Source organism: Streptomyces rectiviolaceus (assembly GCF_039533825.1).
Taxonomy (GTDB): Bacteria; Actinomycetota; Actinomycetes; order Streptomycetales; family Streptomycetaceae; genus Streptomyces; species Streptomyces rectiviolaceus.
Map to the genome: position 1 here is coordinate 157,398 of NZ_BAAAUG010000069.1, position 22,789 is coordinate 180,186.

The following is a 22,789-nucleotide window of genomic DNA, read 5'->3' on the forward strand; positions in this document are numbered from 1 at the left end:
AGCGGGCCATCAGGATTCAGAGAACTGCAAAGAATATCGAAGGACGGAACATTTCATCTCCCGGAGACCAGTCGGCGCACTGGAAATGACCTCGACTGGTACGAGCTGTCCAGGGCGGGTACACCCCTTATATGGAATCTATGCAATGGGAACTGGCCGCCTCGCCCGGCACGGCTCTGCTCATGTGGATCGTCGGCCTGGTAGTGGTCGGGATGCTTTTGGCGGCCTTTATGTGGGGGCGTCGAATTCGAGCGCGTGAGCCCGCGCCTCCACGGCCGGAAGAACAGCCGAAACTTCCCGAGGACGGCCCCGTAAAGGAGATCCGGGAGTATCGGGATCCGAACGAAGTACCCCATGACGGCGGTCGGCTGACGCCGCATGAACTCGATGGCGGATACGGCACCCCGAGCACCCACCGCAGCCCCTCGCAAGATCCGGAAGATCACAGGAAGTCCGACGGCGGCAGCTTCGGCAGCGGCGGCCTCGGCTGACCGGACCGAGTGCACGGAGGCTTACGGGTGGTCCGGGCGCTCCTCGGGCGGGGTTCCGCCGCCAGGGCCGCCACCCTTGTCGCCCTTGTCCGTGCCGTGGGCGCGAACGCCGGCCCGGCGGGGCATTCCTGGCTGTCGGGCTTTGAGTTCGGCGCTGTCCTGGGGGGTCGCTCCGCCCTTGTCACTACGCCGCTGTTCGGGTTGCTGCGGATTCGACATCGCGATCGCACCCTTCACATGATCCGGTTCACCCGCCGAGTGCCCCGGCCTCGCCGAGGACCAAACAGACTTCCACTATCCATGCTGCCACGGGACGGCCATCCGGTCCCATCGAGGGATTTCCCGCTGCGGAGCCGGCGGCCTCTCCTACCGGCTTCATGCCCGGATCGTCCATGGCCTTGCCGGTGGTTTCCTAGGGGCGATGTGCCAGGTCGCCCCTAAACGCTGTCCCGTAACTGATGGTTGCGGCACGGGTGTCTGAGTGCTGCTCGAGTTGGCAAGTCGTGTGCTCCGTCCCTTTACGTGGCAAGGCTGCACTCCTCGTGGGACGCGCTCTCCGCGCTGTGGGGGAGGCTCGTCGTGGTCGTCTTGCGGACGTGCCGGGCTGGGTGACGTTCGAGGATGGGATTCCTGCTGATGGAAGGGGAATTCGGGTGGAACGGTGGGATCGAGTCGGGCAGACAGCGGCCTATGGGGCGGCTCTGGCGATGTCACCGTACTTGCTGATCAAGGTGTCGTGGGTGCTTGGCTCGCTCATGGGGCTGTTGCCTGTAGGCGAAGGTCTCGACATGGCGGAGTAGCTCGTCCTCAACTCGGTCACCATCGGCATGGCGTGATCGGGATCGTGCTGGCCCTTGCCCTGGTGCGGCCTTGGGGGATGCGGCTACCGGGGGCGCTGGTGGCGTTCTGTGTCTGGGTGGGGTCGGGCTTCCTCGTCTCGATACTCCCATTCGCTGTGATCAGTACGCTCCTGGATGTGGGCGGCGACCCGCAGGGCGGCGGAGGCGACGGGACGACCTTGCCGGTCTGGCAGGGTGTTCTAGTCCAGTTCAGCTTTCTGGGGATGGGCCTGGGGCTGGCCGTCGCTGTCCCCGCGTATCTGCGGCACCGCTGGCCCGAAGCGTTCACGGGGCGAGTCGGCGACGGAGTACGTGCCGTGCCGCCGTGGGCGGCGGTCGTCGGTGCCGCAGTCGGTCTGGCATCGCTGTACTGGGTGGTCGGCGGCACCGTGGGAATCGCGCACCCGGCCGAGCGAAACACTCACTGGTACGTGCTGGAAGCTGTCTCAGGATTCTGGGCGCTTGCCGGATCCGCCGCCATCTGGGCGGTCGCTCGGGCGCGTCCTGCCCGGTTGCCCCGCTGGTCATCGGCTGGATCGGGTCGGGCTCCTTGTTCGCCTGGAGCGGCTGGAAGTTGCCCATCACACTGTACGTAACGGTGGCAGACCCGGTCGGCACCAGCCCGCCGGAGAACCTCGCAGTCGCGGTGGCAGTGCATCTCTGTTCGGTGGTGACGGACGCGGCGATGCTACGAGTACTCGTCCGCACGCGTATCCGCGTCACCGAGTGCTCTGCCCAGCCTGTCGGATTCGAGTTCAGGGCTGAGCACCTCAGTCGGGCGAAAGCCGCCTCCTGGCACTCAGTCGAGGGTGCGATGATCTTGCTGTGACTGGTGTGATCACGGCGTCGGAGCCGTCCTGGATAGCCCCGTTTACCGTGCTGAGCCCGCGCGGCTTCGACAAGCTGGTGACCGTGCTGGGGCGGAAGGGTGCGGATGCGGTCCGCAAGGGCCGGCCGTGGGGTCTTCCGCTCGAGGACCGGGCACTGCTGGTTACCGCCTACTGGCGCACGAACTTGACGATGCGCCAGCTCGCCCCGCTGTTCGGGGTATCGAAGTCGGCCGCAGACCGCATCATCGACCATCTCGGTCCGACGCTCGCGCTCCAGCAGCGCAAGCGGTTCGCCAAGGGCACCGTGCTCATCGTGGACGGCACGTGATCGGCCAGCCTCTGCCCGGCAACCGCAACGACTGCAAGGCATGGGAGGAATCCGGCGCCAAGGCCGCCGTCGGGAAGACCACCACGATCGCCGACGGCGGCTATCCCGGCACCGGACTCCTCATGCCCCACCGCCGGCGCAAGGGCGAAGAACTGCCCGACTGGAAGGAGGCGCACAACACGTCCCACAAGCAGGTCCGCGCACGCGTCGAGCACGTCTTCGCCCGCATGAAGACGTGGAAGATCTTGCGTGACTGCCGACTCAAAGGCGATGGCGTCCACCACGCCATGCGCGGCATCGCCCGCCTGCACAACCTCGCTCTCGCCGGATAGACCGAGTAGGTCGCGCACCGCACAACCACGTCCGCACACCCAGAGATCATTTGCGGGACAGCAGGCACCTTGGCGTCCGTCGAGGCGCCCCCACCGTTCCCCGCCCCGGTCAGCTGCATCTTCTCGGCCAGCCGCATCGCCGGCACCAGCCCGGCCTGCGCGATCAGATTCGGGCCGTCGAACGCAGCAGAAACCGCCGCCGGAGTGTGGAAACTTGCATCTCGGAAGTGCCCTGTCGTTCGTGCGTGCTGGAAGCCTGAAGAACTCCCATCATTGCAGGTCACAGGGCACTTCCTCGTTTCCCGAACAGTTATCCGCAGCCTTCAGATCGGTGGATCAAGGCTTAGCGTTGGCGGGAATGGCTCCGCTTTGAGGGTTCCCGCATGCGACGTGTTGTTCCAGATATGTACGTTCTCGGCGGACACGACGCCTTCCGTGTCACCAGGCCCCAGATGTGGTGGTGACGGACGCGGTCGACTGGGTCATGCGCCCAGTCACCGCAAGTGCCCCGGCCTTCTTCAGCATTCGCCGCCCCACTGCGCATAGTTGAGGACCACACCAGAGGCGTAGGTCCGCTTGCTGTTCGGAGTGTCGCCGGGGTAATGCAGACAGCCCGATACTGTCTTTCCACTCGGCTGGTAGGTGTACTTGTAGCGGATGTGGTCGCCGCCCGGGTACCGCTTTCCGTTGTTGAAGATGGAGAGGCCGTTGGCTGAGAACACGTCCTTGTTCAGGTTGCCTTTCGACTTCCACTTCGGCTTTCCGGAGAAGCTGTTGTTGTCCCACACGCACACGTACCTCGATGGACACGAGGATTTGCCGGTGAGGGCAGGACCGGAGCTCGCGGACGCGGCGGTGGCGGAGCTGAGGGTCATGAGACCGGCGGCCACCAAAAGACCTGTTGTTTTCCGCCAGTTAGTCAGCATTCGCCACCCCACTTCGCGTACTCCAGCGTGACCGGCTTGTCCCAGGTCACCACCGTGGTCGGACTGTCCCCTGGGTAGTGCAGGCACCCCCGGGCGTACTCGCCGGACCACATCCGGTAGTAGTACCGGATGTGGTCCTTGCCGGGGTAGGCGCGGCCGTTGTTGAAGATCGAAACCCCGTTATCAGACAGCATGTCCTTGTTCAGGTCGCCTTCGGACTTCCACTTCGGCTTTCCGGAGAAGCTGTTGTTGTCCCACACGCACACGTACTTCGGCGGACATGACGCCTTCCCCGTCAACTCCGGTCCTCCCAGCGCGGATGCAGCGCTCACGGTCGAGACGGTCATGAGGCCGGCGGCGGCGAGCATGAGCGTTTTCCTGATCATTTACCCTCACTTCGCTTGGCTAGTGGAAACGACATTCGGGGACTCTACGGAGTAGTGACCTGGGCAGAAAGGTGTTTCGGTTCTGCCCGAAACAGCAGCGCCTACGGTATGGGTGCGGTCAACGTGACGCTCCCGGAGGATGGCGTCCCGCGAAGGACACCGTTGGCGAATTCGGCGACTCCCGCTCGTCGACCTCGATCTCGGCCTTGCTCAACGCCGCGGTATGCCGCTCAACGGCCTCGACCAGCTCCGGGAAGCCGCGCAGGACCTTCATGTACCGGGCAGGCCCGATACCCTCGAACAGATTTTTCGGCCGGCTGATGCTGATCATGTCTGTGCCGTCCTTCCTGGGCTGCTCCAGTTCGGTGATCGTGCGGGCCACGGTGCTGGCCAGGGCATCCAGCCGGTCGCGCTCGGCGAGCAGCCGACGGTAATGGCCCCGCAGGGCCTCCACCTCGTCGACCTGCGCGGCCCGGATCCGGCAACCGACCCGCCAGGCACGCCCTAACTGAGCTTTTGGGGCTGTTTCGTGACGATACGTCAGCGACGTCGGCCGTGCTGGCCTTCAGGGTGTTCAAGCTCGACGTCCATGCGGATCCCTCCTTCCTGCCTACGGGCGATATTTCCGCTCCGTTCCGAGCGGAATTCATCTTGGGCGCACACGGCATTTGCTGCCACAGGCGCTACGGGCGACCTGATTCGGTCTGGACCGAACAATGGCATTCCCGAAGAATCACCTCTGACTGTGCCGTACAGAGGGAGCAGCGTGTGGTCTATCGCATTCATTTCACGGTGGAGGACCTGGCACGGACGCGTGTGGCGCAGGCCCCGCATCCCTTGCTGGAACTGAGTGCCGCGGTACGCACCCTCCGGCCGCACAGCCATCCACTGCGTCTTGAAGCCTGGAGACACCGTGCCCTTGGGGAGCTGGCTGGGCTGGAGTCCGCAGCACGCATGATTCTCAACCTCGTTCCGGCCCGGGGCTGGACGCCCGACTTCTTGGCCCCCACCGGCGTCGGCAGTATCCCGGAGCTGCTGGAACGGGTGCGTTTCACGCCCCGGTCCCAGATCCGCGCGGACCTCGCGCTCATGGCGCAGTGGGAGCCCATCCCGCCATGGGCGCGGAACCTGCCCAACGACGCAGAACTGCTGCAGCGGGTCTACGACAGCCTGGACCAGGTCTGCGCTGTTGTCCTGTCTCCCTACTGGACGCAGATCACCAACGCGGCGACCGCAGACCAGGGGGTGCGGATGCGGCAGACGCTGACCGGCGGCATGGAAGGGATACTCGCCTCACTGGACCCACGGCGCATCCGCTGGCACCCGCCGGTGCTTGAGGTCGCCCTGCTCTCGGGTCGCGACGACGACTTGCACCTTGCCGGGCGCGGGCTGCTGCTCGTCCCCACGGTCTTCGGGGCCGGAACCCCCGCTATCGACACCGACGCAGCGCCCCAGCCCGTGATGAGTTTCCCCGTACGAAGCGATCACCTCGCAAAGACCCAGTCCTGGCTCATCCCGCCGGCACAGTCAGGCCCACCCACAAGCGACGCGGCCCTGGCAGCACTCCTGGGCCACACCCGGGCCGCCGTGCTCACCGCCATCGCCGAACACCCCGGTTGCTCCACCAAGGAACTCGCCGCCCACACAGGCATCACATCCCCAAGCGCCAGCGAACACGCGACCGTCCTGCGCACAGCCGGACTGATCAGCACCATCCGGCACCGCAATACCGCACTCCACAGCCCCACCCACCTCGGGACCGGGCTCCTCAACACCTGACCTGGCAGACCTTTCAGACCCGAAGAACCGCCCACCACCCACTACCGTCTGCCGCTGCTGTCCACGGACCTGCCCACCTGGCGCTGCGGTCGAGGCGAGTGTCTCGCAAGTGACGGTGCGCCATTCCTCCTGGCTTTCGTACCTGAGCTCGACGGTGGCGACGCCAGTGGCCGGATCGCGCAGCCTGACGCCGCCCGACCAGGAAACCAGGACGCTAACCAGCACCGTGCAACGGGCACTCACTCAACCTCTTCGACTCCACCCAGCGACCGTACGTCAGGCAAAGCACCAGCTCATGCCCTTATACGGGACAAGCCTTAGGCTCCCAGGGACGAGGTGTCAGTGGCTCATGCAAGGGTGCCCCCATGGAACCTTCGGGAGTGGTTGAGTCCTTGTGGGATCGGATCCAGGCGCGCGATTGGTCAGGGGTCGCAGACTTGGTCGCAGAGGACGTCGTGGTCGAGTGGCCGGTCAGCGCGGAGCGCATCGTTGGCAACAAGAACTTCGTCGCGGTGAACAGCGAATATCCGGAGGGCTGGTCGATTCGGGTGCTGCGAATCGTGGCTGACGGCAACGAGGTGGTCTCCGAAGTCGAGGTGCCGCATGACGAGTTCGGCGTGTTCCGTGTGGCCTCGTTCTGGACCGTCCAGCAGGGACGGATCGTACGTGGCCGTGAGTACTGGACGAGTGTTGGGGCTGACCCCCGCCCGGAGTGGCGGGCGACTCTGGTTGAACCCATGTGAGGCGGTTGCCGCTCTCAGCGACGTTCCGGCTGATTTGGCCGTGCCGTAACAAGGGCCGTGCGGGTTGGGTGAGTTGTGAAGCTGCCCTGGGCCCGCGTGGCCTGCTCCCATCCTGCCCTGTCCGGTGTCTCCCGCGCACACTTCGGCGAGTTGTTCGCCGAACTCGCCGCCCCGTGAGAGGCCCCGCGGCAGTCCGGACTTCGCGAAGCCCGAGGTGGGGAACGCCGCAGGGCGGTCGGCGCGCCGGGCGCAAGCCGAAGCTGGTCTTCTGCGACCGGCTGCTTCTCACCCTGGTGCACCTGCGCCATCAACTGCCGCAGGAGGTCCTGGCCGAGCTGTACGACGTCGACCGTTTGACCGTGTCGACGGCGATTTCGGGATGCATGAGCGGGAGCCGGAAGAGGGCCTCCCGGGCGGCGACGCTGTCGTGCATGTCGGCCGGAGTGGGCTACTCAGGACGACCTGAGTACGCGCGCCCAAGCGGAGCGCGGTTCACGCTGCCTAGCATCCTGAGCATGACCGTCGAGCAGAGGGCCGGATCGAATGAGCAGGTGGCGGCGCGGCAGCAGTCGGAGGGTACGACGTCGCTTGTGCTGAGTGCTGTCGCCGCCGCGATGATGGTCTGTCCCTTGCTGCCCGTCCCGGTCCCGAAGTGGATCCTCTTCCTTCCCGTGTACTTCACCGTGCCCGTGGGAATCTCTGCGGTTATCTCAGGCATCGGCGCTCTGCGCAGGATGCGGGGCCAGGAGGAAGCCGATCGCTTCCGGGCGCGTGCTGGTGTCGCGCTCGGCACCGCGGTCGTCATGATTCCGCTGACGGTGATCGTCTGGACGATCTGGGCGATGAGCCAGGACCAGACTTACGAGTAGACGACGATCAGCTTTGAGGTTCAGAGATGGGCTCTGAGCGAGCAGCAACATGGTCAGACCGACCATCGGCGTGCCGAAGTTCTGGGCCAGGAGTTCACCAGCCGTTCACCGCCCGGCGTGCCGCGACCGTCGCGAGGGCGCCCAGCAGGGCACAGACCGATCCGGTCAGCAGTTCAACACCGTCCACCATGCTGATGAGTTCCTGTGATGGACACGGTGGCCTCCTCGTCGTAGCCGTCAACGATCGCGCTCACGAGTGCCCGGCGAGGCAGCGGGCAATCCCCGGCGAAGCACACCGGCACCGCCACACCTCGTGGGGATCGTGCCGCTGACCGGCCGTCAGAGCTTTCCTCGCTCCCTGACGACGTCGGCCGGATCTTTGTCGTCCCGCAGTCCCTGATAGCGGGGGTGGCGCAGCATGCCGTCGCGCGTCCACTCCGTGAAGGCGATCTGCGCCACGAGCCGCGGCCGCACCCACTGCGCCGTCCGCTCGGCCACCCGGCCCTCGAACGGCGAACGGGGCGCCCGCAGTTCGTCGAGTTCCTTCCGCAGGGCCAGCAGAGTACGCCGGTCGAATCCGGTGCCGACCTTGCCCGCGTAGCGCAGCTGCCCGTCCTCGTAGTAGCCGATGAGCAGCGCGCCGATGCCCACGCGACTGCCTTCGGGCTCGGTGAAGCCGCCCACCACGAACTCCTGGCCCTGCGAGCACTTCAGCTTGAGCCAGTCGTCCGAGCGGCGCGCCTGGTAGGTGCTGTCGGCCCGCTTGGCGATGAGGCCCTCCCAGCCGCGCCGGCACGCGTCGGCGAGCAGTTCCGAACCGCCTTCGTTGCGATGGGTGCTGAATCGCAGCGGAGCGGTGAACGCGATCGAGCGGCGCAGCAGGGACTTGCGGGTGCGCAGCGGTAGCCGCCGTACGTCCACCCCGTCCAGGCGCAAGAGATCGAAGACGTAGTACGTCACGGCGACCTTGCTCTTCGCGACGTCGGCAGGCCGGGTGAGTCCCATGCGCTGCTGAAGTCGCGCGAAGTCCGTCCGGCCGTGCGAGTAGGCGACGATCTCGCCGTCGACGGTGAAGTCGGCGCAGTTCTGCGCGGCGAGGGCGTCGACGATCTCCGGGTACGTGGCGTCGAGCCGCCGCCCGGAACGGGACCGGAGGGTCACTTTGCCGTTCTCGCGGACCGCGAGCACCCGGATGCCGTCCAGCTTCCGCTCGAAGATCCAGCCCTGGGCGAAGTCACGCCGGTCGCTGAGCGTCGCCAGCATCGGGGAGGCGGCCAGTTCGACACCCGGCGCCGCCTTGCGTGTGCGACCTTCCAGGTCGGGAGGGAGCGTGTCCAGTAGGCCGGTCACCCCCGTTCACCGCCGTTCGAGTCCCATCTCGGGGCGTTCGGGTCCTCGGCGACCTGGCGCAGCGTACGGCCGCTGCGTGCGGAGCGGGCTCGTCGCGGGTCCGGGGTCCCGCTGCCCTTGCCGCGTGCGGACCCTGCCCGCACGAGCAGCCACGTCGGCTTCTTCGCGGATCCGCCGCTCTTCTCCTCGCGGCCGTGGAACCGGGTGAGCGCGAACTGTCCGCGCAGTTTCTCGCCGTGCAGATCGAACGTGGCATGGCCCTTTTCCAGGGCCTCGCCGAAGGGCACCGGCCGGTCGCGCTTGTCGTGGCTGGTCGGACGGTAGGTGCCGCGGTCCCAGACGATGACGGTCCCGCCGCCGTACTCGCCCTCGGGAATCACGCCTTCGAAGTCCCTGTACTCCAGGGGATGGTCCTCAGTGGGGATGGCGAGCCTCTTGTCGTGCGGGTCCGTCGAGGGGCCCTTTGGGACCGACCAGGACTTGAGTACGCCGTCGACCTCGAGGCGGAAGTCGAAGTGCATCGTGCTCGCGTCGTGGATCTGCACGACGAACGTCGGCTCGTCTTCAGTCTCCGGCGCGGCCTCGTCCCGCGCCGCGCGCTCGCCGCTGGGCTCGCTCGTCTTGCCGAAGTTCCGCTTCCCGCGGTAGGTCCGCAGGCCATCCTTCTCGCTCACGGCGGCCCCCTTCTGTCGGGTCGCTGATGCGTTCGAACGCCGGGTACCCGTGATCGTCACCGGCACGCACCTCTCAGCTCATCATGATCCGCGAAGACGCGCCGGGCATCGGCGATCCAGGAACGGTGATCAGCGGCTCAGGCGGACAGGCGGGCGTCGTCCTTGGAGACCACTCCGGCGAGCTGAGCCCGCGCGGCGGCCAGCGCCGCATCGGGATTCCGCGTACCGGTGGACACGCACAGGGTGTATGACACATCCTCCAGCCTGCGGCGGGTATCGGCCGAGTCTTCCTGGGCCAGCAGATGTCGCAGCGAGGAGTGAATTTCGAGCAGGCTTTGCAGGGCGGCGGGGTGGGGCCTGAGCACCTGGTGCTCCTTTCGTTCTGTTCCTTCTGTTCGTTCTGTGCGGACACTCGCCTTGGGGCTGCCAGGAGGACGTGTACGACGCGCCCTCTCGCTCGTGGACAGGCACACAGCGCCGTACAGCACACGCCTCACGCGCCTGATGGTTCGCATGAGTTGACTGCCTCCTTCGATCCATCCGGATCCGTCCGGCATCGATATGAGTACCCCTCCTGTCCCCACGGCGCCCGCGTCCCTACCGGGACCAACGGCCCGCCCTCAGGTGACTTCTGGCCCGCCTCCCCGGCCGCGGGCAGGCGCGGGTCTTTGGCACCGGCCACGCGGGGCCCTTGGTCCCTGGGATGCGTGAGCAAGGTCCCGGTATGCGCCCCGACCTTTGCGGAACCACTGGGGGCGAGACCGCCACAACCACGTAGGGAGAGGGTGCTGTGCCGAGGCACATCTATGTGAACGACGCGCAGGAGCGACAGACCCAGGAACCGGTTCCCGGCGAACGGCGGTCCACCGCGCCGGTCGACGGCCTGCCCCCGCGTGCCACAGGCAGAGCGGACGGTGGGCCGTGCTGGTTGAGCCTGGCCTCACGTGACGTCCTGGCCGCCAAGGAGTTCTACGCCCGGGTTCTCGGCTGGTGCCACGTCCCGCTCCTTGGCCAACGGCGGCTCGGCCCACCGCGCACTTCGCGTTTTCTGGCACTGATGGCCGGTGCGCCGGTGGGGACCCTCAGCCAGGCGACGTGTGATCTGGGCGTCTCCGCGGGGTGGGTGCCCTACTTCGCCGTCACTGAGGTGGACACCACGGTGGCCCGGCTACGGGAGCGCGGCGCCACCGTGGCCGTCGGGCCGCTGGCCACCGGCACCGGGCGGATCGCCGTGGCAGCGGGCCTCCAGGACGACGTTTTCGGGCTGCGCGAACAGGCTCCCGACGACCGTTGGAGGGTGGGCGAGGGCCCCATAGCCCGGCTCGAGCTACGCACTCGGGACGTTTTCGCCGCCGCCCTCTTCTACGGGGGCGTACTGGGCTGGGCGAGAGGGGCGAGAGACAGCTGCGAGGTGGAGTACGCCGACGGGCGGATCGCGGTGCGCGACGGGCTGCGCACGGTCGCCACCCTCAAGGACGCCACGTTCGAGGAGGCTGCGCCGGCGGGCTGGCACGCGTGCTTCCGGGTGGCCGACGTCGACATGGCCGCCGCGGCGGCCCTGGGCGCCGGCGGGCTGGTCGTCTCGCCGCCCAGAGGGCCCCGCGATCGGCGCGAAGCCGTGCTGAGCGACCGTGAGGGGAACCCCTTCACGGTTATCGCGAGCTGAGACGTGCAGGGCGAGAAAGTGGGGAGTCAGAGGATGTTTCTGCAGGCAGTGGACGTGGACGACGCCCATCCGGCCGAACGGGCGCGGGACGAGGTCGCCGGGCTGCCGCGGATCGAGGAAGCCGACCAGGTCGCGCCGAAGGACGCACGGGAGCTGTCGAAGCTCTTCTTCGAGCAGCTCCAGATACTTGAAGAGGGGTCCGCCGACTATCTGTACACGCGCAACACGCTGATCGAGATGAACCTCAGCCTGGTCCACTACGTGGCAGGCCGCTTCCGCAACCGCGGCAACGGTCAGCTGGAGGACATCGTCCAGGTCGGAACCATGGGGCTCATCAAGGCGATCGACCGGTTCGATGTCAGCCGCGGCTTCGAATTCGTCTCCTTCGCCGTGCCTTACATCCTCGGGGAGATAAAACGCTACTTCCGTGACACCAGCTGGGCCGTGCACGTACCACGCAGGCTGCAGGAGCTCCGTACCGAACTACTCAAGTCCAAGGAGGGGCTGTCCTCCACGCTCGGCCGCGAACCGACCGTCAAGGAGCTCGCCGCCGACCTAGGGGTGGCCGAGGAACAGGTCCTGGAGGCGATCATCGCCGCCAACGGCTACGCCGCCGGATCCCTGGACACCCCGTACGCCGTGAGCGAGAACGGCGACACCCACGCCAACGGCCAATCCCTGGCCGACGTCATGGGCTCGGCGGACCCCGCCCTGGAGACGTTCGAGAATCTGCACGCCCTGGCTCCGCTCCTGGCCGAACTCGACGAACGCGAACGCCGCATCATCGAAATGCGTTTCGGCCAGGAAATGACCCAGACCCAGATCGGCGCCGTGCTCGGCCTCTCACAGATGCACGTCTCCCGGCTGCTCTCCGCCACTCTCGCCCATCTCCGCACCGGCCTGCTCGCCTACGACTGACAGCGGCTGTCCGGCGAAGGGCGTGGGTGGCCCCGGCCTGACGAACGGCCGACGGTGCGGGATGAACCCGTTCGCCATAGCGTGGAAGTGCGACGTCCGGGTACGCGGGGTGCGCCGGGCGCCATCCATCAGATGCCGCGAAGCGCACCCCGCGTACCCGGCAAGCGAGCCCACGCAGGAGGTGGAGACATGGCCGGCCAGAAGGCTGTGATGCGAGAGCTGCTCAGGACTTCGGGACAGACGTACGCGGCGGAGGCCGGGATCCGGTTGACGGACACGCCTCAACCGCTCTATCGCACGCTGGTCCTCTCCTGTCTGCTCAGCGCCCGCATCCGGGCATCCGTGGCAGTGGCGAGCACGCGGGCACTGTACGAGGCCGGGATGCGCGGGCCACGTCAGATGGCCGACGCCTCGTGGCAGCAGCGGGTCGACGCCCTGGGACGCGGCGGCTACCGGCGTTACGACGAACGGACCGCGACCCAGCTCGGTGACGGCGCCCGGCTGGTGCTCGACGAATGGGGCGGGGACCTGCGCAGGATGCGTGAGAAGGCCGACGGCGACGTGGCGGCCCTGAAGCGGCTGCTGCGCAAGGTGCCTGGCCTCGGCCCCACGGGCGCGGACATCTTCCTGCGCGAAGTGCAGGACGTGTGGACCGAGTTCGGGCCCTACCTCGACGCCAAGACACTGCAGGGAGCCGAGCGCCTCGGGCTGCCGCAGAACACTTCCGGGCTGATGCGGCTCGCGGGCAAGGAGCAGCCGGGCGTTCTGGCCGCGGCGCTGGTCCGGGCCGCCCTCGACCGGCAGTTGGCGAAGGACAGCGTCGACCGGGCAACCGACCGCTCCCCCGCCTGATCCAACCGTCGTTTCGGTTGTTCCGAGTGAGAGAGCGACCGACGGGTACGCGGAGGGCCGCCGCACAGAGCGAGGAGACACAGAGGAGACGCATGAGCCCCGACAACAACCGCAAGCACCGGCCCTCGCACGGCGAGGAGCATGCCGAGACGGCCGCCGACGAGGTGTTCCACGAGGTGGAGGATGCCGAGATACGTCTGGTGGACGGCGGTGAGCGGCCCCGCAAGGACGGTGAGGCCGCTGACGCTCTGACGCCGAACGAGGACGCGCAGGAGGACGTACACGAGCGGGACTCCTGACCGCCGAAACGGACAGCTGCAGCACCGAAGACGTACTGGATTCCACCATCAGGAAGGACGACTCACCATGAACACCACGACGGCACGGGACATCATGACCGGCGGGGCTCAGTGTGTGCAGGCACACGACAGCGCCCGACACGCGGCACTGAAGCTGAAGGAGTTGCAGGTGGGCGCCCTGCCCATCTGTGGCGAGAACAACCGGCTCGTCGGCGTCGTGACCGACCGGGACATCACGGTGAAGGTCCTCGGAGAAGGGCTCGATCCGGATGAGGTGGAGATGGGCACTCTCGCGCAGGGAGAAGCCGTGACGATCGGCGCGGACGACGACGTGGACGAGATCTTCGCGACCATGACCAAGCACAAGGTCCGACGCCTGCCGGTGATCGACGGCACCGACCTCGTCGGCATGGTTGCCCTCGCGGACGCCGCCCAGGCCCTGGACGCGCCCGAAGCAGGGCGCCTGATCGAGGCTCTCTCCACCGACTGAGTTCAGCTGACTCAATGCGGCGGGATGAGTAGTTCACGAAGACGAAGGCCGGGCCCGCGCCGCTCACTCCGCCAAGGTCCGCAGCCGCCGGTCCGCCGAGGTCACGCCTCGCGCGCGGCGTGCGAGTCCCGACCAGGGGTTCTTCTCGAGGCGGTCGCCGAGGTCGGTCACCGTCCAGCGGCGGGCGGTCAGTTCGGGTGCGTCCAGTTCATCCCAGGCCAAGGGAACCGCGACGGGAGCGCCCGGCTTGGCCCGGACGGCGAACGGAGCGACGACGGTCTGGGCGTAGCCGTTGCGCGCGACGTCCAGGTACAGCCGCCCCTTGCGGGCGTCCTTGCGGGGCTCGGTCGTCAGCTCCCGCGCGTACCGTGCCGCCAGCGTCTGTGCGACAGAGCGCGCGAAGGCGAGCACGTCGTCGACGTCATCGCGCCGGTTGAGCGGTACGACGACGTGCAGACCGCGTGAGCCGGTGGTCATCAGGCCCGAGGGAAGGTCCAGTTCGTCCAGCAGCTCGTGCAGGCGGTGCGCCGCGCTGCGTACGGGCTCGAAGTCGTCGGCGGGCGGGTCCAGGTCGAAGACCAGGCGGTCCGGGTTGCGCGGCTTGTCGGCGCGGCTCAGCCAGCGGTGCGGGGTGATGCACGCCTGGCCCGCGAGGTAGACCAAGGTCGCGGTGTCGTCGCAGAGCACATGCGTTACCTCGCCGCCTTCCTTGGCCACCGCGGCGCGATGAATCCAGTCGGGGAAATAGTCGGAGACCTCCTTCTGGTAGAAGCGGTTTCCGTCGATGCCGTCCGGCATCCGTTCGAGCATCAGTGGCCTGCCGCGCAGCTCGGGGAGCATGCGTGGTGCCACCCGCCGGTAGTGCTCGGCGAGATCGGCCTTGGTGATGCCGTCCTGCGGGAACAGCTTCTTCTCGGGCCGAGTTACTTCCACCTTGCGTCGTCCGACGCGTAGCTCAAGGGTGGGGCTCATGTGTCACCGCCTCCTTCGCACCGCCCTGGTCAGCCGTTTTCCAGCGTCGTAAGCACACTGTCGTCGAGCCGCGCGAGCAGATCAGCGGGGTCTTCGTAGACCGCGACCGCGCCGGCGCCTTCCAGGTCGGCCCGCGGGATACCGCCCGACAGCAGGGCGACGGGACGGACCCCGGCCCGCACCCCGGCCCGCATGTCCCAGACGGTGTCGCCGATGAACACCGCATCGCCGGCATCGGCCCCGGCCAGCTCCAGCGCGCGACATACCGGGTCCGGGGCCGGTTTGCCCTCAGCCACGTCATCCGCGCTGGCCGTTCCCCCGATCACCTCGTCCGCGTCGATCGCACGCCGCAGTGCTTCGAGTTCCCGGCCACCGGCAGAAGTGGCGAGGATGTTGCGCCAGCCTCGGCCCGCCAGTGCGCGCAAGAGATCACCCGCACCGTCGAGCGGCGCCAGGCGTTCGGAGTAGGCGCCGTACAGCGTCTTGTGCGCGCCGCTGATCTGTTCGTCCTGTTCCTTGTCCCGGTCTTCACCAAGCAAGTGCTCGATGAGGTCGTCGGATCCGAGTCCGATCGCCCGGTGGATGGAGTGCGTGGAAACCCTGTGACCGGCCTGGCGAAAGGCCTCCCACCAGGTCGTCACATGCAGGTGGTTCGTGTCCGCAAGTGTTCCGTCGACATCGAACAGCGCCGCGCGGACCGCGCGTCCCTCAGTCATCTGCCGCTCCGGAGCCGCGGAAGCACGCTGGTTCGGTAGAAGTCGAAGAAGCCCTGCTGGTCGGTACCGATCTGGTTGACGTACACCTCGTCGAAGTCGGCTTCCACGTAGGCGCGAACCGCGCTCACATGCTCCTCCACGTCGTCACCGCAGGTGAAGGCGGAGCGGATCATGTCCTCGGTGACCAGCTCGCAGGCCTGCTCGAAGTGTTTCGGTGTCGGGAGGAGTTGTCCCAGTTCACCCGGCAGGGCCATGTTCGGCCAGAGGCGGTGCACGGTCCGGACGGCCTGGTCACGATCGTTCCCCCAGCAGACCTTCACACCTCCGACAACCGGCTTGTCGGCGCCTCCCCCCTTTCGGAACCGCCCGACCAATTCACGGTCAGGGGTCATGGTGATGAAGCCGTCTCCGATACGTCCCGCCAGCGCGGCCGCTCGAGGGCCGAACCCGGAGATGTAGATGGGCGGTGGCTCGTCCGGCAGGGTGTAGATGCGGGCGTTCTCCACGGTGTAGTGGCGCCCGTCGTGGGTGACCTGCTCGCCCGTAAGAAGCTGACGGATGACTGAGACGGCCTCTTCCAGCATCTCCATCCGCGCCTCGGCGTCGGGCCATCTGTCACCCAGCACATGCTCGTTGAGCGCCTCGCCGGTCCCCACGCCGAACCGGAAACGGCCCTCTGTCAGCGCGGCTGACGTAGCCACCGCCTGCGCGTTGACCGCAGGGTGCATCCGGATCGTGGGGCAGGTGACCAGTGTCGTGACGGGAAGCGAACAGACCTGCGACAGGGCGCCGATAATCGACCATACGAAGGGGCTCTGGCCCTGTTCATCGTTCCAGGGGTGGTAGTGGTCCGAGATGGCGAGAGCCTCGAATCCGGCCTCTTCGGCTGCCCTGGCCTGCGACAGGAGGTCGGTGGGCCCAAACTCCTCGGATGCCAGGAAGTATCCGTAGACGGTCATGGCTCGTTGCGCTCCTTCGTAGCGATCCCCCTCACAGGCTCACGCAGTCCGCGGCGCGGCACCCACTGGAGGGACCTGATGGGTGAACCGTGCCGGTCCGGGGCACTCGGCAGGCGGCCAAGCGCGACGGACAACGTGGAGGGACGCGAGGTCGGCGTCGTCCGGTGGTGGCGGCATCCCATCAGGCTCACGGTGGACAGGCGCCCCTACGTAGTCCCGAACCACGACAGGAGGTTTACATGTTCGACAACACGCTGCCGCTGCTCACCCAAGGCTATGCGTGGCTTCCCGATCTGAGCCGCCGCAAGGGGCCGGGCCTGGTCCGCACCCGGTTGCTGGGCAAGCCTGCCATCGCTCTGCGGGGGCCCGCCGCGGTGGAGTTCTTCTACGACGAGAACCATGTACGGCGACGCTCCGCACTGCCCGAACCGGTCCTCAGCACCCTCTTCGGCAAGGGCGCAGTGCACACGCTTGACGGGGCGGAGCATCGGCAGCGCAAGGCTCTCTTCGTGACGGTCCTCAAGGAAGCGGCCGCCGTCGCGGCGCTGGCGCGCCACGTCGCCGAGGAGTGGGAGCGGTCGAGCCGGCAATGGCCGGGCCACGGCCGGATCACACTCTTCGACGAAGTGAGTGTTCTGCTCACACGAGCCGTGTGCGCTTGGGCAGGCGCCCCCATCGACCACCGATCCGGTGAGGCCGAACAGATCACCCGCGACCTCATCGCCATGGTCGACGGATTCGCGACCGCGGGACCGCGACACTGGCAGGCCCGACGCGCCCGGCAGCGTCAGGAGAAGCGACTGGCCCAGCTGATCGAGGAGGTCCGCGCGACATCGGACCACAGCGCGCAGAACCCATCCGCAGTGCGGGCCGTCGCCCTGCACCGGGACGCCGACGGCGAACTGCTCGACGCACGGACCGCCGCCGTCGAGGTCCTCAACATCCTGCGGCCCACCGTCGCCGTCACCTGGTACGCCGTGTTCGGCGCGCACGCACTGCACCGGCGACCTGAGCTGCGAAAGCCGCTGGCCATGAACGGGGACGACTACGCCCGGGCTTTCGCCCACGAGGTACGGCGCTTCTACCCGTTCGCGCCGTTCGTGGCCGGTCTGGCCCCGCACGACGTGGAGTGGCGCGGAGAGCCGATTCCCGAGGGCACCCTCGTACTGCTCGACCTCTACGGCCAGAACCACGATCCGGGGCTGTGGGAGGCGCCGTACAGCTTCGACCCGGAGAGGTTCACCGACCGTGAGCCCGGCCGCGATGAACTCGTGCCCCAGGGCGGCGGCGAGGCCTCCCGAGGCCACCGCTGCCCTGGTGAAGACGTGACCTTGGCGGTGCTGAGCACCGTACTTCCGCGCTTGGCGCAGTTGGAGTACGACGTTCCCGAGCAGGATCTGCGCATCCCGTTGAAGCGGATGCCCACCAAGCCCCGCAGCGGCTTCGTAGCCGACTTCCCTCCGGAGGATTCCGCTCGGTCACAGACCACGCGTCCTTGACCAACGCCTCAAGACCTGGGCCGGCTGCTCCCGGGTTTCGGAGTGCTGTTCCACGCACCCCTGAGTAAAATCTGCGAAAGCGGGTTACCGACTTCTGAGAGTGAAGGCGGTGGACCACCATGACCCTCGATTCCGCGGAACCGCTCGTTTCGCCGGTGAATTCCCACAATGAGTGGGACCCTCTGGAGGAGATCATCGTCGGGCGCCTCGACGGCGCGACGATCCCCTCCAGCCATCCCGTCGTGACCTGCAACATTCCTCCCTGGGCAGCCCGCCTGCAGGGGCTTGCCGCCGGCTTCGAGTACCCGAACGTGCTGATCGAGCCGGCGCAGGAAGAACTCGACCAGTTCATTGATCTCCTGCGCTCCCTTGAAGTCACGGTCAGACGCCCGGACACGGTCAAGAACAAGGAGACCTTCGGCACCCCCGACTGGTCGTCGCACGGCTTTTGCAACGCCTGCCCGCGTGACAGCCTGCTCGTCATCGGCGACGAGATCATCGAGACGCCGATGGCGTGGCCGTGCCGATACTTCGAGACCCACTCCTATCGCGCGCTGCTCAAGGACTACTTCCGGCGCGGCGCACGCTGGACCGCGGCGCCGAGGCCGCAACTCACCGACGCATTGTTCGAGGACGATTTCTCCCTGCCCGAGGCCGACGAGCCCATGCGCTACATCCTCACCGAGTTCGAGCCCGTTTTCGATGCGGCGGATTTCGTGCGGGCGGGACGCGATCTGTTCGTCACACGCAGCAATGTCACCAATCGGATGGGCATCGACTGGCTGCGTCGCCATCTCGGCCCCGGCTATCGCATTCACGAAATCGAGAGCCGCTGCCGCGCGCCCATGCACATCGACACGACATTCATGCCTCTCGCGCCCGGCAAGGTGCTGGTCAATCCCGAGTACGTCGATGTCGACCACCTGCCCGACGTCCTGAACTCATGGGACGTTCTCGTCGCCCCCGAGCCCAATCCGATCGACGCGCGTCTGCTCAAGCTCACCTCGATGTGCGGCAGGTGGCTCAGCATGAACGTTCTCATGATCGACGAGAAACGGGTGATCGCGGAGCGGCACCACACCAACATGCTGCGCGCGCTCGAAGGTTGGGGGTTCGAGCCGATCCCGTGCGACCTGCTGCACTACGCCCCGTTCGGCGGCTCATTCCACTGCGCGACACTCGACATCAGGCGTCGCGGCACGCTCGAATCGTACGGTCAGTGATCTTGCCCCTCGCTGAGACGGCCGGCGCATTCCAGGAGCAGTGCGTGGACGAAGGCCTGCGGGAGGTTGCCGCGCAGTTGCCGCTGGATGATGTCGTACTCCTCGGAGAACAGGCCGGGAGGTCCGCAGGCGGCCCGGTTCCGTTCGAAGAAGCGCAGGGCGCTCGCCGTGTGCCCCTGTTGGTGCTCGGCCAGCGCCATCATGAAGCCGCACAGCAGGAACGCGCCCTCTGTTTCGGCCAGCGGTCGCGCGTCATGGCGGAAGCGGTAGACGTACTCGTCGCGGGCCAGTTCATCGCAAACGGCGCGCAGGGTGGCGAGAGTTCGGGGGTCGGACCCCGGCAACGCGCCGCGGACGGGTGGCAGCAGGAGCGCCGCATCGACCCCCGGCATGTCCGGCGCCCGCTGCCAGTAGCCGTCGGCGTGCAGGCTGGTACGTGCCGTCTCGGCGTGGACCGTGTCGGCGAGTGAGGTCAGGCGCGCGAGTTCCCTGCCGACGCCGGGCAGCGCGGCGACCGCGCGCAGACCCGCGACGCAGCTGAGCCGGGAGTGGGTCCAGAGCCGGTCGTCGATCTCCCAGATGCCGGCATCGGGCCGGTTCCACAGCTGTTCGACCGCGTCGACCGCAGCCTGGACGGCGCGCCAGCCATCAGGGTCCAGCCGGTCGGATCGGCCCGCGACAGCCAGCAGTTGCAGGGCCTCGCCGTAGACGTCGAGCTGGAACTGCTGGTTCACCCAGTTGCCGATCTTGTCGGTTCCCCCTGGGTATCCGGGCAGATCCAGCGTCTGCTCGGAGGGCACGGCACGGCCGGTGACGGTGTAGGCGGGCTTGAGCTCCGGTCCGTCCTGGAGAAGTCTGGCCGAGACGAAGCCGACCGCGGAGTCGAGCAGGCCGGTGGCTCCGACGCCCGCGGCGGCGATGCCCGCGTAGCACTGGTCGCGGATCCACGCATAGCGGTAGTCGTAGTTGCGGCCCGCGCCCGCGCGTTCCGGCAGACACATCGTGGCGGCGGCGACCATGCCGCCGCCGCTGCTGGTCAGACCGCGCAGGACGGCGAGTGCGTGGTGGGCATCGCGTGTCGCGATGGTCTCCGGGGGCTCGGGGCAGTTGCGTGCCCAGGACGCCTCGGTGGCGGCCCATGCGGTGTCGGGAAGCACCGGCTCCTCGGGCAGCGCGTTGGGCGAAAGTTCCAGTACGAGGTCGTGATGTCCGCCCGGAGGTACGGTCAGATCGAGGGTGAGCAGCTCGCCGCCGCCGTTCGGGGCGCGGGTCGCACGCGCCGCCGTCGCGCCGGTCCAGCGCCAGTTCAGCGGGCCGGTCTTCCCTGTCCACACACCCTGGTGGCCCCGGACGTGGTCACTGCTGTCGCCGCCGAACGCGCCGCGCGGCTCGAGCAACACCCGTACCCGTGCGGGGCAGTCCGTCGCCAGGATCCGGCGCAGCAGCACCACGCGGTCGGGTTCGCCGGGAAAGGCGAGGGCTTCCCGGCACTCGACGGGGCCTTCGCCGGTGATGAAGCGGCTGCGCCAGATCAGGCTGCCCGTCTCGTAGAAGCCGCCCCATACGTGCCGAGGGTCGAGCGGTGTGACGGCGTAGGTGCCGCTGCCTCCCACGAGCGCCGAGAACACGGCGTCGGAGTCCCACCGCGGCGCGCACATCCAGGCGATGTCGCCGTGCGGGCCGATCAGAGCGCCCCGTTCGCCGTCGGCCAGCAGCGCGTATTCCCTCAGCACGTGCGGAGGGAACTCAGGGCCCGCGTCGATCGTGTCCGGCGTCGGCATGACGTGGGAGTCCTCTCCGTCTGAGTCAGGGGGCGGATGTTGAGGGGCCGTCAGGAGCCACCACCGGACCCGCGCCCCGGCAGCATTTCCTGCACCTTGGCCTTGAGACCCTGCCGGATCACGCCGACCCGGTCACTGTCGCCCTTGAGGATGGCCGACGCCGCGGCTTCGATCTGGTCGAGGCCGGCGTGCGGGGGGATCGGCGGTACCGCTGGGTCGGTGCGGAAGTCGATGACGAACGGCCGGTCGGCGCCGAGTGCGCGGTGCCAGGCCGCTTCCACGTCTCCCGGCTTCTCCACCCGTACGCCGTCGAGTCCGATGGATGTGGCGAAGTCGGCGTAGGGCACGTCGGGCAGTGCCTGTGAGGGCAGGAACTGCGGGGCTCCGGACATGGCCCGCATCTCCCAGGTGACCTGGTTGAGGTCCTGGTTGTTGAGTACCGCCACGATCAGCCGCGGGTCCTGCCACTCACGCCAGTACTTGGCGACCGTGATGAGCTCGGCCATCCCGTTCATCTGCATGGCGCCGTCACCCACGATGGCGATGGCGGGGCGTCCGGGATGGGCGAACTTGGCCCCGATCACGTAGGGAACGCCGGGCCCCATGGTGGCGAGGGTGCCGGACAGGGAGCCGCGCATCGTCCCGCGCATGCGCAGATGCCGGGCGTACCAGTTCGCGGCGGAGCCGGAGTCGGCGGCGAGGATCACGTCGTTGGGCAGCAAGGCGTCGAGCGCGTGCACGACGTACTCGGGGTTGATGGGGTCGGCCTCCACCGCGGCACGCCGCTCCATGACCTCCCACCAGCGCGCGGTGTCCTTCTCGATCTTCTTGCGCCAGGAGCCGTGCTTCTTTTTCTTCAGCTGCGGCAGCAGGGCGTTGAGCGTCTCCTTGGCGTCACCCACCAGGTTGACCTCGAAGGGGTAGCGCAGCCCGATCATGTGCGGATCGATGTCGATCTGTACCGCTCGGGCTTGGTCAAGATCGGGCATGAACTGGGTGTAGGGGAAGCTGGAGCCGATGACGAGCAGCGTGTCGCAGTCCTGCATGAGTTCGTACGAAGGGCGGGTGCCAAGGAGGCCGATGGACCCGGTCACGTACGGCAGATCGTCGGGCAGCGCGTCCTTCCCCAGGAGCGCCTTGGCGACCCCGGCGCCCAGCTTCTCGGCGAGCACCTCGACCTCGGCGCGTGCACCCCGTGCGCCCTGGCCGATGAGGATGGCGACCTTCTCTCCCGCGTTCAGGACTTCGGCGGCCCTGGTGATCTCGGCCGCGGCGGGAACGGGCGCGTACGAGGCCATGCCCAGGCTTGACGGCACCATCTTGAACGCGTGGGTCGGCGGTGAGTAGTCCAGCTCCTGCACGTCGGCGGGGATGATGATCGCGGTCACCGTCCGGCGGGCGTAAGCGGTACGCATGGCCCTGTCGATGGCGTTGGGAAGCTGCTCGGGAACCGTCACCATTTCGCAGAAGTCGGAGGCGACGTCCTTGTAGAGGCTCACCAGGTCGACTTCCTGCTGATAGGAACCGCCCATGGCGGTGCGGTTGGTCTGTCCGACGATCGCGACCACGGGAACGTGGTCGAGTTTCGCGTCGTAGAGACCGTTCAGCAGATGGATGGCCCCCGGCCCCGAGGTGGCAGCGCACACACCGACCTTGCCGGAGAACTTCGCGTATCCGACCGCCTCGAAGGCGGACATCTCCTCGTGCCTGGACTGAATGAATTGCGGCTTGTTGTCTGCTCGCCCCCAGGCGGCGAGCAGACCGTTGATGCCGTCACCGGCGTAGGCGAAGACGCGTTCGACATCCCACTCACGCAGTCGCTGAAGGACGTAGTCGGAGACTTTCGTGGACACAGGGTCGGCCTTCC

Annotated in this window: 22 protein-coding genes and 2 pseudogenes; 12 read left to right on the plus strand and 12 right to left on the minus strand. The window is 67.6% G+C overall.

What is annotated here, in order from left to right; genetic code table 11:
• Window positions 1-140: 140 nt before the first annotated feature.
• Both ABD378_RS20335 and ABD378_RS20340 read left to right on the plus strand, forming a co-directional pair.
• The gene (locus tag ABD378_RS20335; RefSeq protein WP_344522346.1) at window positions 141-491 is read left to right on the plus strand and encodes a DUF6479 family protein; all 351 of its coding nucleotides are present in this window, start codon (window positions 141-143) and stop codon (window positions 489-491) included.
• 1,664 nt (window positions 492-2,155) lie between these two features.
• Window positions 2,156-2,820 (plus strand): annotated as a pseudogene (locus ABD378_RS20340) (transposase family protein).
• A 518-nt stretch (window positions 2,821-3,338) separates the two neighbouring features.
• On the opposite strand, the gene ABD378_RS20345 reads toward ABD378_RS20340, so the two are convergent.
• From ABD378_RS20345 to ABD378_RS20355, 3 genes and pseudogenes are all read right to left on the minus strand, one after another.
• A complete protein-coding gene (locus ABD378_RS20345; protein ID WP_344522347.1) occupies window positions 3,339-3,695 on the minus strand; it encodes a peptidase inhibitor family I36 protein in 357 nt (118 codons plus the stop codon).
• Window positions 3,696-3,739: 44 nt separating this feature from the next.
• Entirely contained in the window at window positions 3,740-4,132 is a 393-nt protein-coding gene (locus tag ABD378_RS20350) for a peptidase inhibitor family I36 protein (protein ID WP_344522348.1), read from the minus strand.
• A 178-nt stretch (window positions 4,133-4,310) separates the two neighbouring features.
• Window positions 4,311-4,613 (minus strand): annotated as a pseudogene (locus tag ABD378_RS20355) (MerR family transcriptional regulator); the annotation flags it as partial.
• A gap of 473 nt (window positions 4,614-5,086) precedes the next feature.
• Between ABD378_RS20355 and ABD378_RS20360 the strand changes: the two are divergent.
• Together ABD378_RS20360 and ABD378_RS20365 are read left to right on the plus strand one after the other, a co-directional pair.
• Entirely contained in the window at window positions 5,087-5,911 is an 825-nt protein-coding gene (locus tag ABD378_RS20360; RefSeq protein WP_344522349.1) for a winged helix-turn-helix domain-containing protein, read from the plus strand.
• A 365-nt stretch (window positions 5,912-6,276) separates the two neighbouring features.
• On the plus strand, window positions 6,277-6,654 hold the full coding sequence (locus ABD378_RS20365; RefSeq protein WP_344522350.1) for a nuclear transport factor 2 family protein: 378 nt from the start codon (window positions 6,277-6,279) through the stop codon (window positions 6,652-6,654).
• Window positions 6,655-6,961: 307 nt separating this feature from the next.
• On the opposite strand, the gene ABD378_RS20370 is transcribed toward ABD378_RS20365, so the two are convergent.
• Window positions 6,962-7,087 carry a hypothetical protein gene (locus ABD378_RS20370; RefSeq protein WP_344522351.1) on the minus strand — a complete coding sequence of 42 codons (126 nt, stop codon included), beginning with the start codon at window positions 7,085-7,087 and terminating at the stop codon, window positions 6,962-6,964.
• 82 nt (window positions 7,088-7,169) lie between these two features.
• Here ABD378_RS20370 and ABD378_RS20375 point away from each other — a divergent pair, with 82 nt between their 5' ends.
• Window positions 7,170-7,523, plus strand: a complete 354-nt coding sequence (locus ABD378_RS20375) for a hypothetical protein (RefSeq protein WP_344522352.1) — start codon at window positions 7,170-7,172, stop codon at window positions 7,521-7,523.
• Between the two features lie 339 nt (window positions 7,524-7,862).
• On the opposite strand, the gene ligD (ABD378_RS20380) is transcribed toward ABD378_RS20375, so the two are convergent.
• From ligD (ABD378_RS20380) to ABD378_RS20390, 3 genes are all read right to left on the minus strand, one after another.
• The gene (gene ligD / locus ABD378_RS20380; RefSeq protein ID WP_344522353.1) at window positions 7,863-8,873 is read right to left on the minus strand and encodes a non-homologous end-joining DNA ligase; all 1,011 of its coding nucleotides are present in this window, start codon (window positions 8,871-8,873) and stop codon (window positions 7,863-7,865) included.
• Window positions 8,870-9,547, minus strand: coding sequence for a DNA polymerase ligase N-terminal domain-containing protein (locus ABD378_RS20385; protein WP_344522354.1), 678 nt, complete (start codon window positions 9,545-9,547; stop codon window positions 8,870-8,872). Before ABD378_RS20385 ends, ligD (ABD378_RS20380) begins: the two co-directional genes overlap by 4 nt.
• 137 nt (window positions 9,548-9,684) lie before the next feature.
• Window positions 9,685-9,912 carry a DUF5133 domain-containing protein gene (locus ABD378_RS20390; RefSeq protein ID WP_344522355.1) on the minus strand — a complete coding sequence of 76 codons (228 nt, stop codon included), beginning with the start codon at window positions 9,910-9,912 and terminating at the stop codon, window positions 9,685-9,687.
• A 425-nt stretch (window positions 9,913-10,337) separates the two neighbouring features.
• Between ABD378_RS20390 and ABD378_RS20395 the strand changes: the two genes are divergently transcribed.
• From ABD378_RS20395 to ABD378_RS20415, 5 genes are all read left to right on the plus strand, one after another.
• Window positions 10,338-11,213 carry a VOC family protein gene (locus tag ABD378_RS20395; RefSeq protein ID WP_344522356.1) on the plus strand — a complete coding sequence of 292 codons (876 nt, stop codon included), beginning with the start codon at window positions 10,338-10,340 and terminating at the stop codon, window positions 11,211-11,213.
• Between the two features lie 33 nt (window positions 11,214-11,246).
• Complete coding sequence (locus ABD378_RS20400; protein ID WP_344522357.1) at window positions 11,247-12,131, plus strand: SigB/SigF/SigG family RNA polymerase sigma factor; 885 nt, start codon at window positions 11,247-11,249, stop codon at window positions 12,129-12,131.
• Window positions 12,132-12,320: 189 nt separating this feature from the next.
• Entirely contained in the window at window positions 12,321-12,983 is a 663-nt protein-coding gene (locus ABD378_RS20405; RefSeq protein ID WP_344522358.1) for an HhH-GDP family DNA glycosylase, read from the plus strand.
• A gap of 92 nt (window positions 12,984-13,075) precedes the next feature.
• Entirely contained in the window at window positions 13,076-13,282 is a 207-nt protein-coding gene (locus ABD378_RS20410) for a hypothetical protein (protein WP_344522359.1), read from the plus strand.
• 67 nt (window positions 13,283-13,349) lie between these two features.
• Window positions 13,350-13,772, plus strand: a complete 423-nt coding sequence (locus tag ABD378_RS20415) for a CBS domain-containing protein (protein ID WP_344522360.1) — start codon at window positions 13,350-13,352, stop codon at window positions 13,770-13,772.
• A gap of 63 nt (window positions 13,773-13,835) precedes the next feature.
• Here the strand turns inward: ABD378_RS20415 and ligD (ABD378_RS20420) are convergent, their stop codons facing one another.
• The 3 genes from ligD (ABD378_RS20420) to ABD378_RS20430 are packed head-to-tail and all read right to left on the minus strand — an operon-like array spanning window position 13,836 to window position 16,419.
• Window positions 13,836-14,744 (minus strand): non-homologous end-joining DNA ligase, encoded by a 909-nt coding sequence (gene ligD, locus ABD378_RS20420; RefSeq protein ID WP_344522361.1) that lies wholly within the window; start codon window positions 14,742-14,744, stop codon window positions 13,836-13,838.
• A gap of 29 nt (window positions 14,745-14,773) precedes the next feature.
• Window positions 14,774-15,460 carry an HAD family hydrolase gene (locus tag ABD378_RS20425; RefSeq protein WP_344522362.1) on the minus strand — a complete coding sequence of 229 codons (687 nt, stop codon included), beginning with the start codon at window positions 15,458-15,460 and terminating at the stop codon, window positions 14,774-14,776.
• Complete coding sequence (locus ABD378_RS20430) at window positions 15,457-16,419, minus strand: LLM class F420-dependent oxidoreductase (protein WP_344522363.1); 963 nt, start codon at window positions 16,417-16,419, stop codon at window positions 15,457-15,459. Before ABD378_RS20430 ends, ABD378_RS20425 begins: the two co-directional genes overlap by 4 nt.
• 239 nt (window positions 16,420-16,658) lie before the next feature.
• On the opposite strand from ABD378_RS20430, the gene ABD378_RS20435 reads away from it, so the two are divergent.
• Together ABD378_RS20435 and ABD378_RS20440 are read left to right on the plus strand one after the other, a co-directional pair.
• The gene (locus ABD378_RS20435) at window positions 16,659-17,918 is read left to right on the plus strand and encodes a cytochrome P450 (RefSeq protein ID WP_344522364.1); all 1,260 of its coding nucleotides are present in this window, start codon (window positions 16,659-16,661) and stop codon (window positions 17,916-17,918) included.
• A 119-nt stretch (window positions 17,919-18,037) separates the two neighbouring features.
• Window positions 18,038-19,141: an amidinotransferase gene (locus ABD378_RS20440; protein ID WP_344522365.1), complete on the plus strand. Its 1,104-nt coding sequence runs from the start codon at window positions 18,038-18,040 to the stop codon at window positions 19,139-19,141.
• On the opposite strand, the gene ABD378_RS20445 is transcribed toward ABD378_RS20440, so the two are convergent.
• The gene (locus tag ABD378_RS20445; protein ID WP_344522366.1) at window positions 19,135-20,922 is read right to left on the minus strand and encodes a glycoside hydrolase family 15 protein; all 1,788 of its coding nucleotides are present in this window, start codon (window positions 20,920-20,922) and stop codon (window positions 19,135-19,137) included. The genes ABD378_RS20440 and ABD378_RS20445 overlap by 7 nt on opposite strands.
• 50 nt (window positions 20,923-20,972) lie before the next feature.
• Window positions 20,973-22,775 carry a thiamine pyrophosphate-requiring protein gene (locus tag ABD378_RS20450; RefSeq protein WP_344522367.1) on the minus strand — a complete coding sequence of 601 codons (1,803 nt, stop codon included), beginning with the start codon at window positions 22,773-22,775 and terminating at the stop codon, window positions 20,973-20,975.
• Window positions 22,776-22,789 lie beyond the last annotated feature (14 nt).

Excerpts from the sequence above, each read along its gene's own strand:
- ABD378_RS20405 (WP_344522358.1), top strand. The coding sequence starts at position 12,321 with ATGGCCGGCCAGAAGGCTGTGATGCGAGAGCTGCTCAGGACTTCGGGA.
- ABD378_RS20370 (WP_344522351.1), bottom strand. The coding sequence starts at position 7,087 with ATGCACGACAGCGTCGCCGCCCGGGAGGCCCTCTTCCGGCTCCCGCTC.
- ABD378_RS20375 (WP_344522352.1), top strand. The coding sequence starts at position 7,170 with ATGACCGTCGAGCAGAGGGCCGGATCGAATGAGCAGGTGGCGGCGCGG.
- ABD378_RS20445 (WP_344522366.1), bottom strand. The coding sequence starts at position 20,922 with ATGCCGACGCCGGACACGATCGACGCGGGCCCTGAGTTCCCTCCGCAC.
- ABD378_RS20415 (WP_344522360.1), top strand. The coding sequence starts at position 13,350 with ATGAACACCACGACGGCACGGGACATCATGACCGGCGGGGCTCAGTGT.
- ABD378_RS20335 (WP_344522346.1), top strand. The coding sequence starts at position 141 with ATGCAATGGGAACTGGCCGCCTCGCCCGGCACGGCTCTGCTCATGTGG.
- ABD378_RS20345 (WP_344522347.1), bottom strand. The coding sequence starts at position 3,695 with ATGACCCTCAGCTCCGCCACCGCCGCGTCCGCGAGCTCCGGTCCTGCC.
- ligD (WP_344522361.1), bottom strand. The coding sequence starts at position 14,744 with ATGAGCCCCACCCTTGAGCTACGCGTCGGACGACGCAAGGTGGAAGTA.
- ABD378_RS20440 (WP_344522365.1), top strand. The coding sequence starts at position 18,038 with ATGACCCTCGATTCCGCGGAACCGCTCGTTTCGCCGGTGAATTCCCAC.
- ABD378_RS20350 (WP_344522348.1), bottom strand. The coding sequence starts at position 4,132 with ATGATCAGGAAAACGCTCATGCTCGCCGCCGCCGGCCTCATGACCGTC.
- ABD378_RS20410 (WP_344522359.1), top strand. The coding sequence starts at position 13,076 with ATGAGCCCCGACAACAACCGCAAGCACCGGCCCTCGCACGGCGAGGAG.
- ABD378_RS20435 (WP_344522364.1), top strand. The coding sequence starts at position 16,659 with ATGTTCGACAACACGCTGCCGCTGCTCACCCAAGGCTATGCGTGGCTT.
- ABD378_RS20425 (WP_344522362.1), bottom strand. The coding sequence starts at position 15,460 with ATGACTGAGGGACGCGCGGTCCGCGCGGCGCTGTTCGATGTCGACGGA.
- ABD378_RS20400 (WP_344522357.1), top strand. The coding sequence starts at position 11,247 with ATGTTTCTGCAGGCAGTGGACGTGGACGACGCCCATCCGGCCGAACGG.
- ABD378_RS20360 (WP_344522349.1), top strand. The coding sequence starts at position 5,087 with ATGATTCTCAACCTCGTTCCGGCCCGGGGCTGGACGCCCGACTTCTTG.
- ABD378_RS20365 (WP_344522350.1), top strand. The coding sequence starts at position 6,277 with ATGGAACCTTCGGGAGTGGTTGAGTCCTTGTGGGATCGGATCCAGGCG.
- ABD378_RS20430 (WP_344522363.1), bottom strand. The coding sequence starts at position 16,419 with ATGACCGTCTACGGATACTTCCTGGCATCCGAGGAGTTTGGGCCCACC.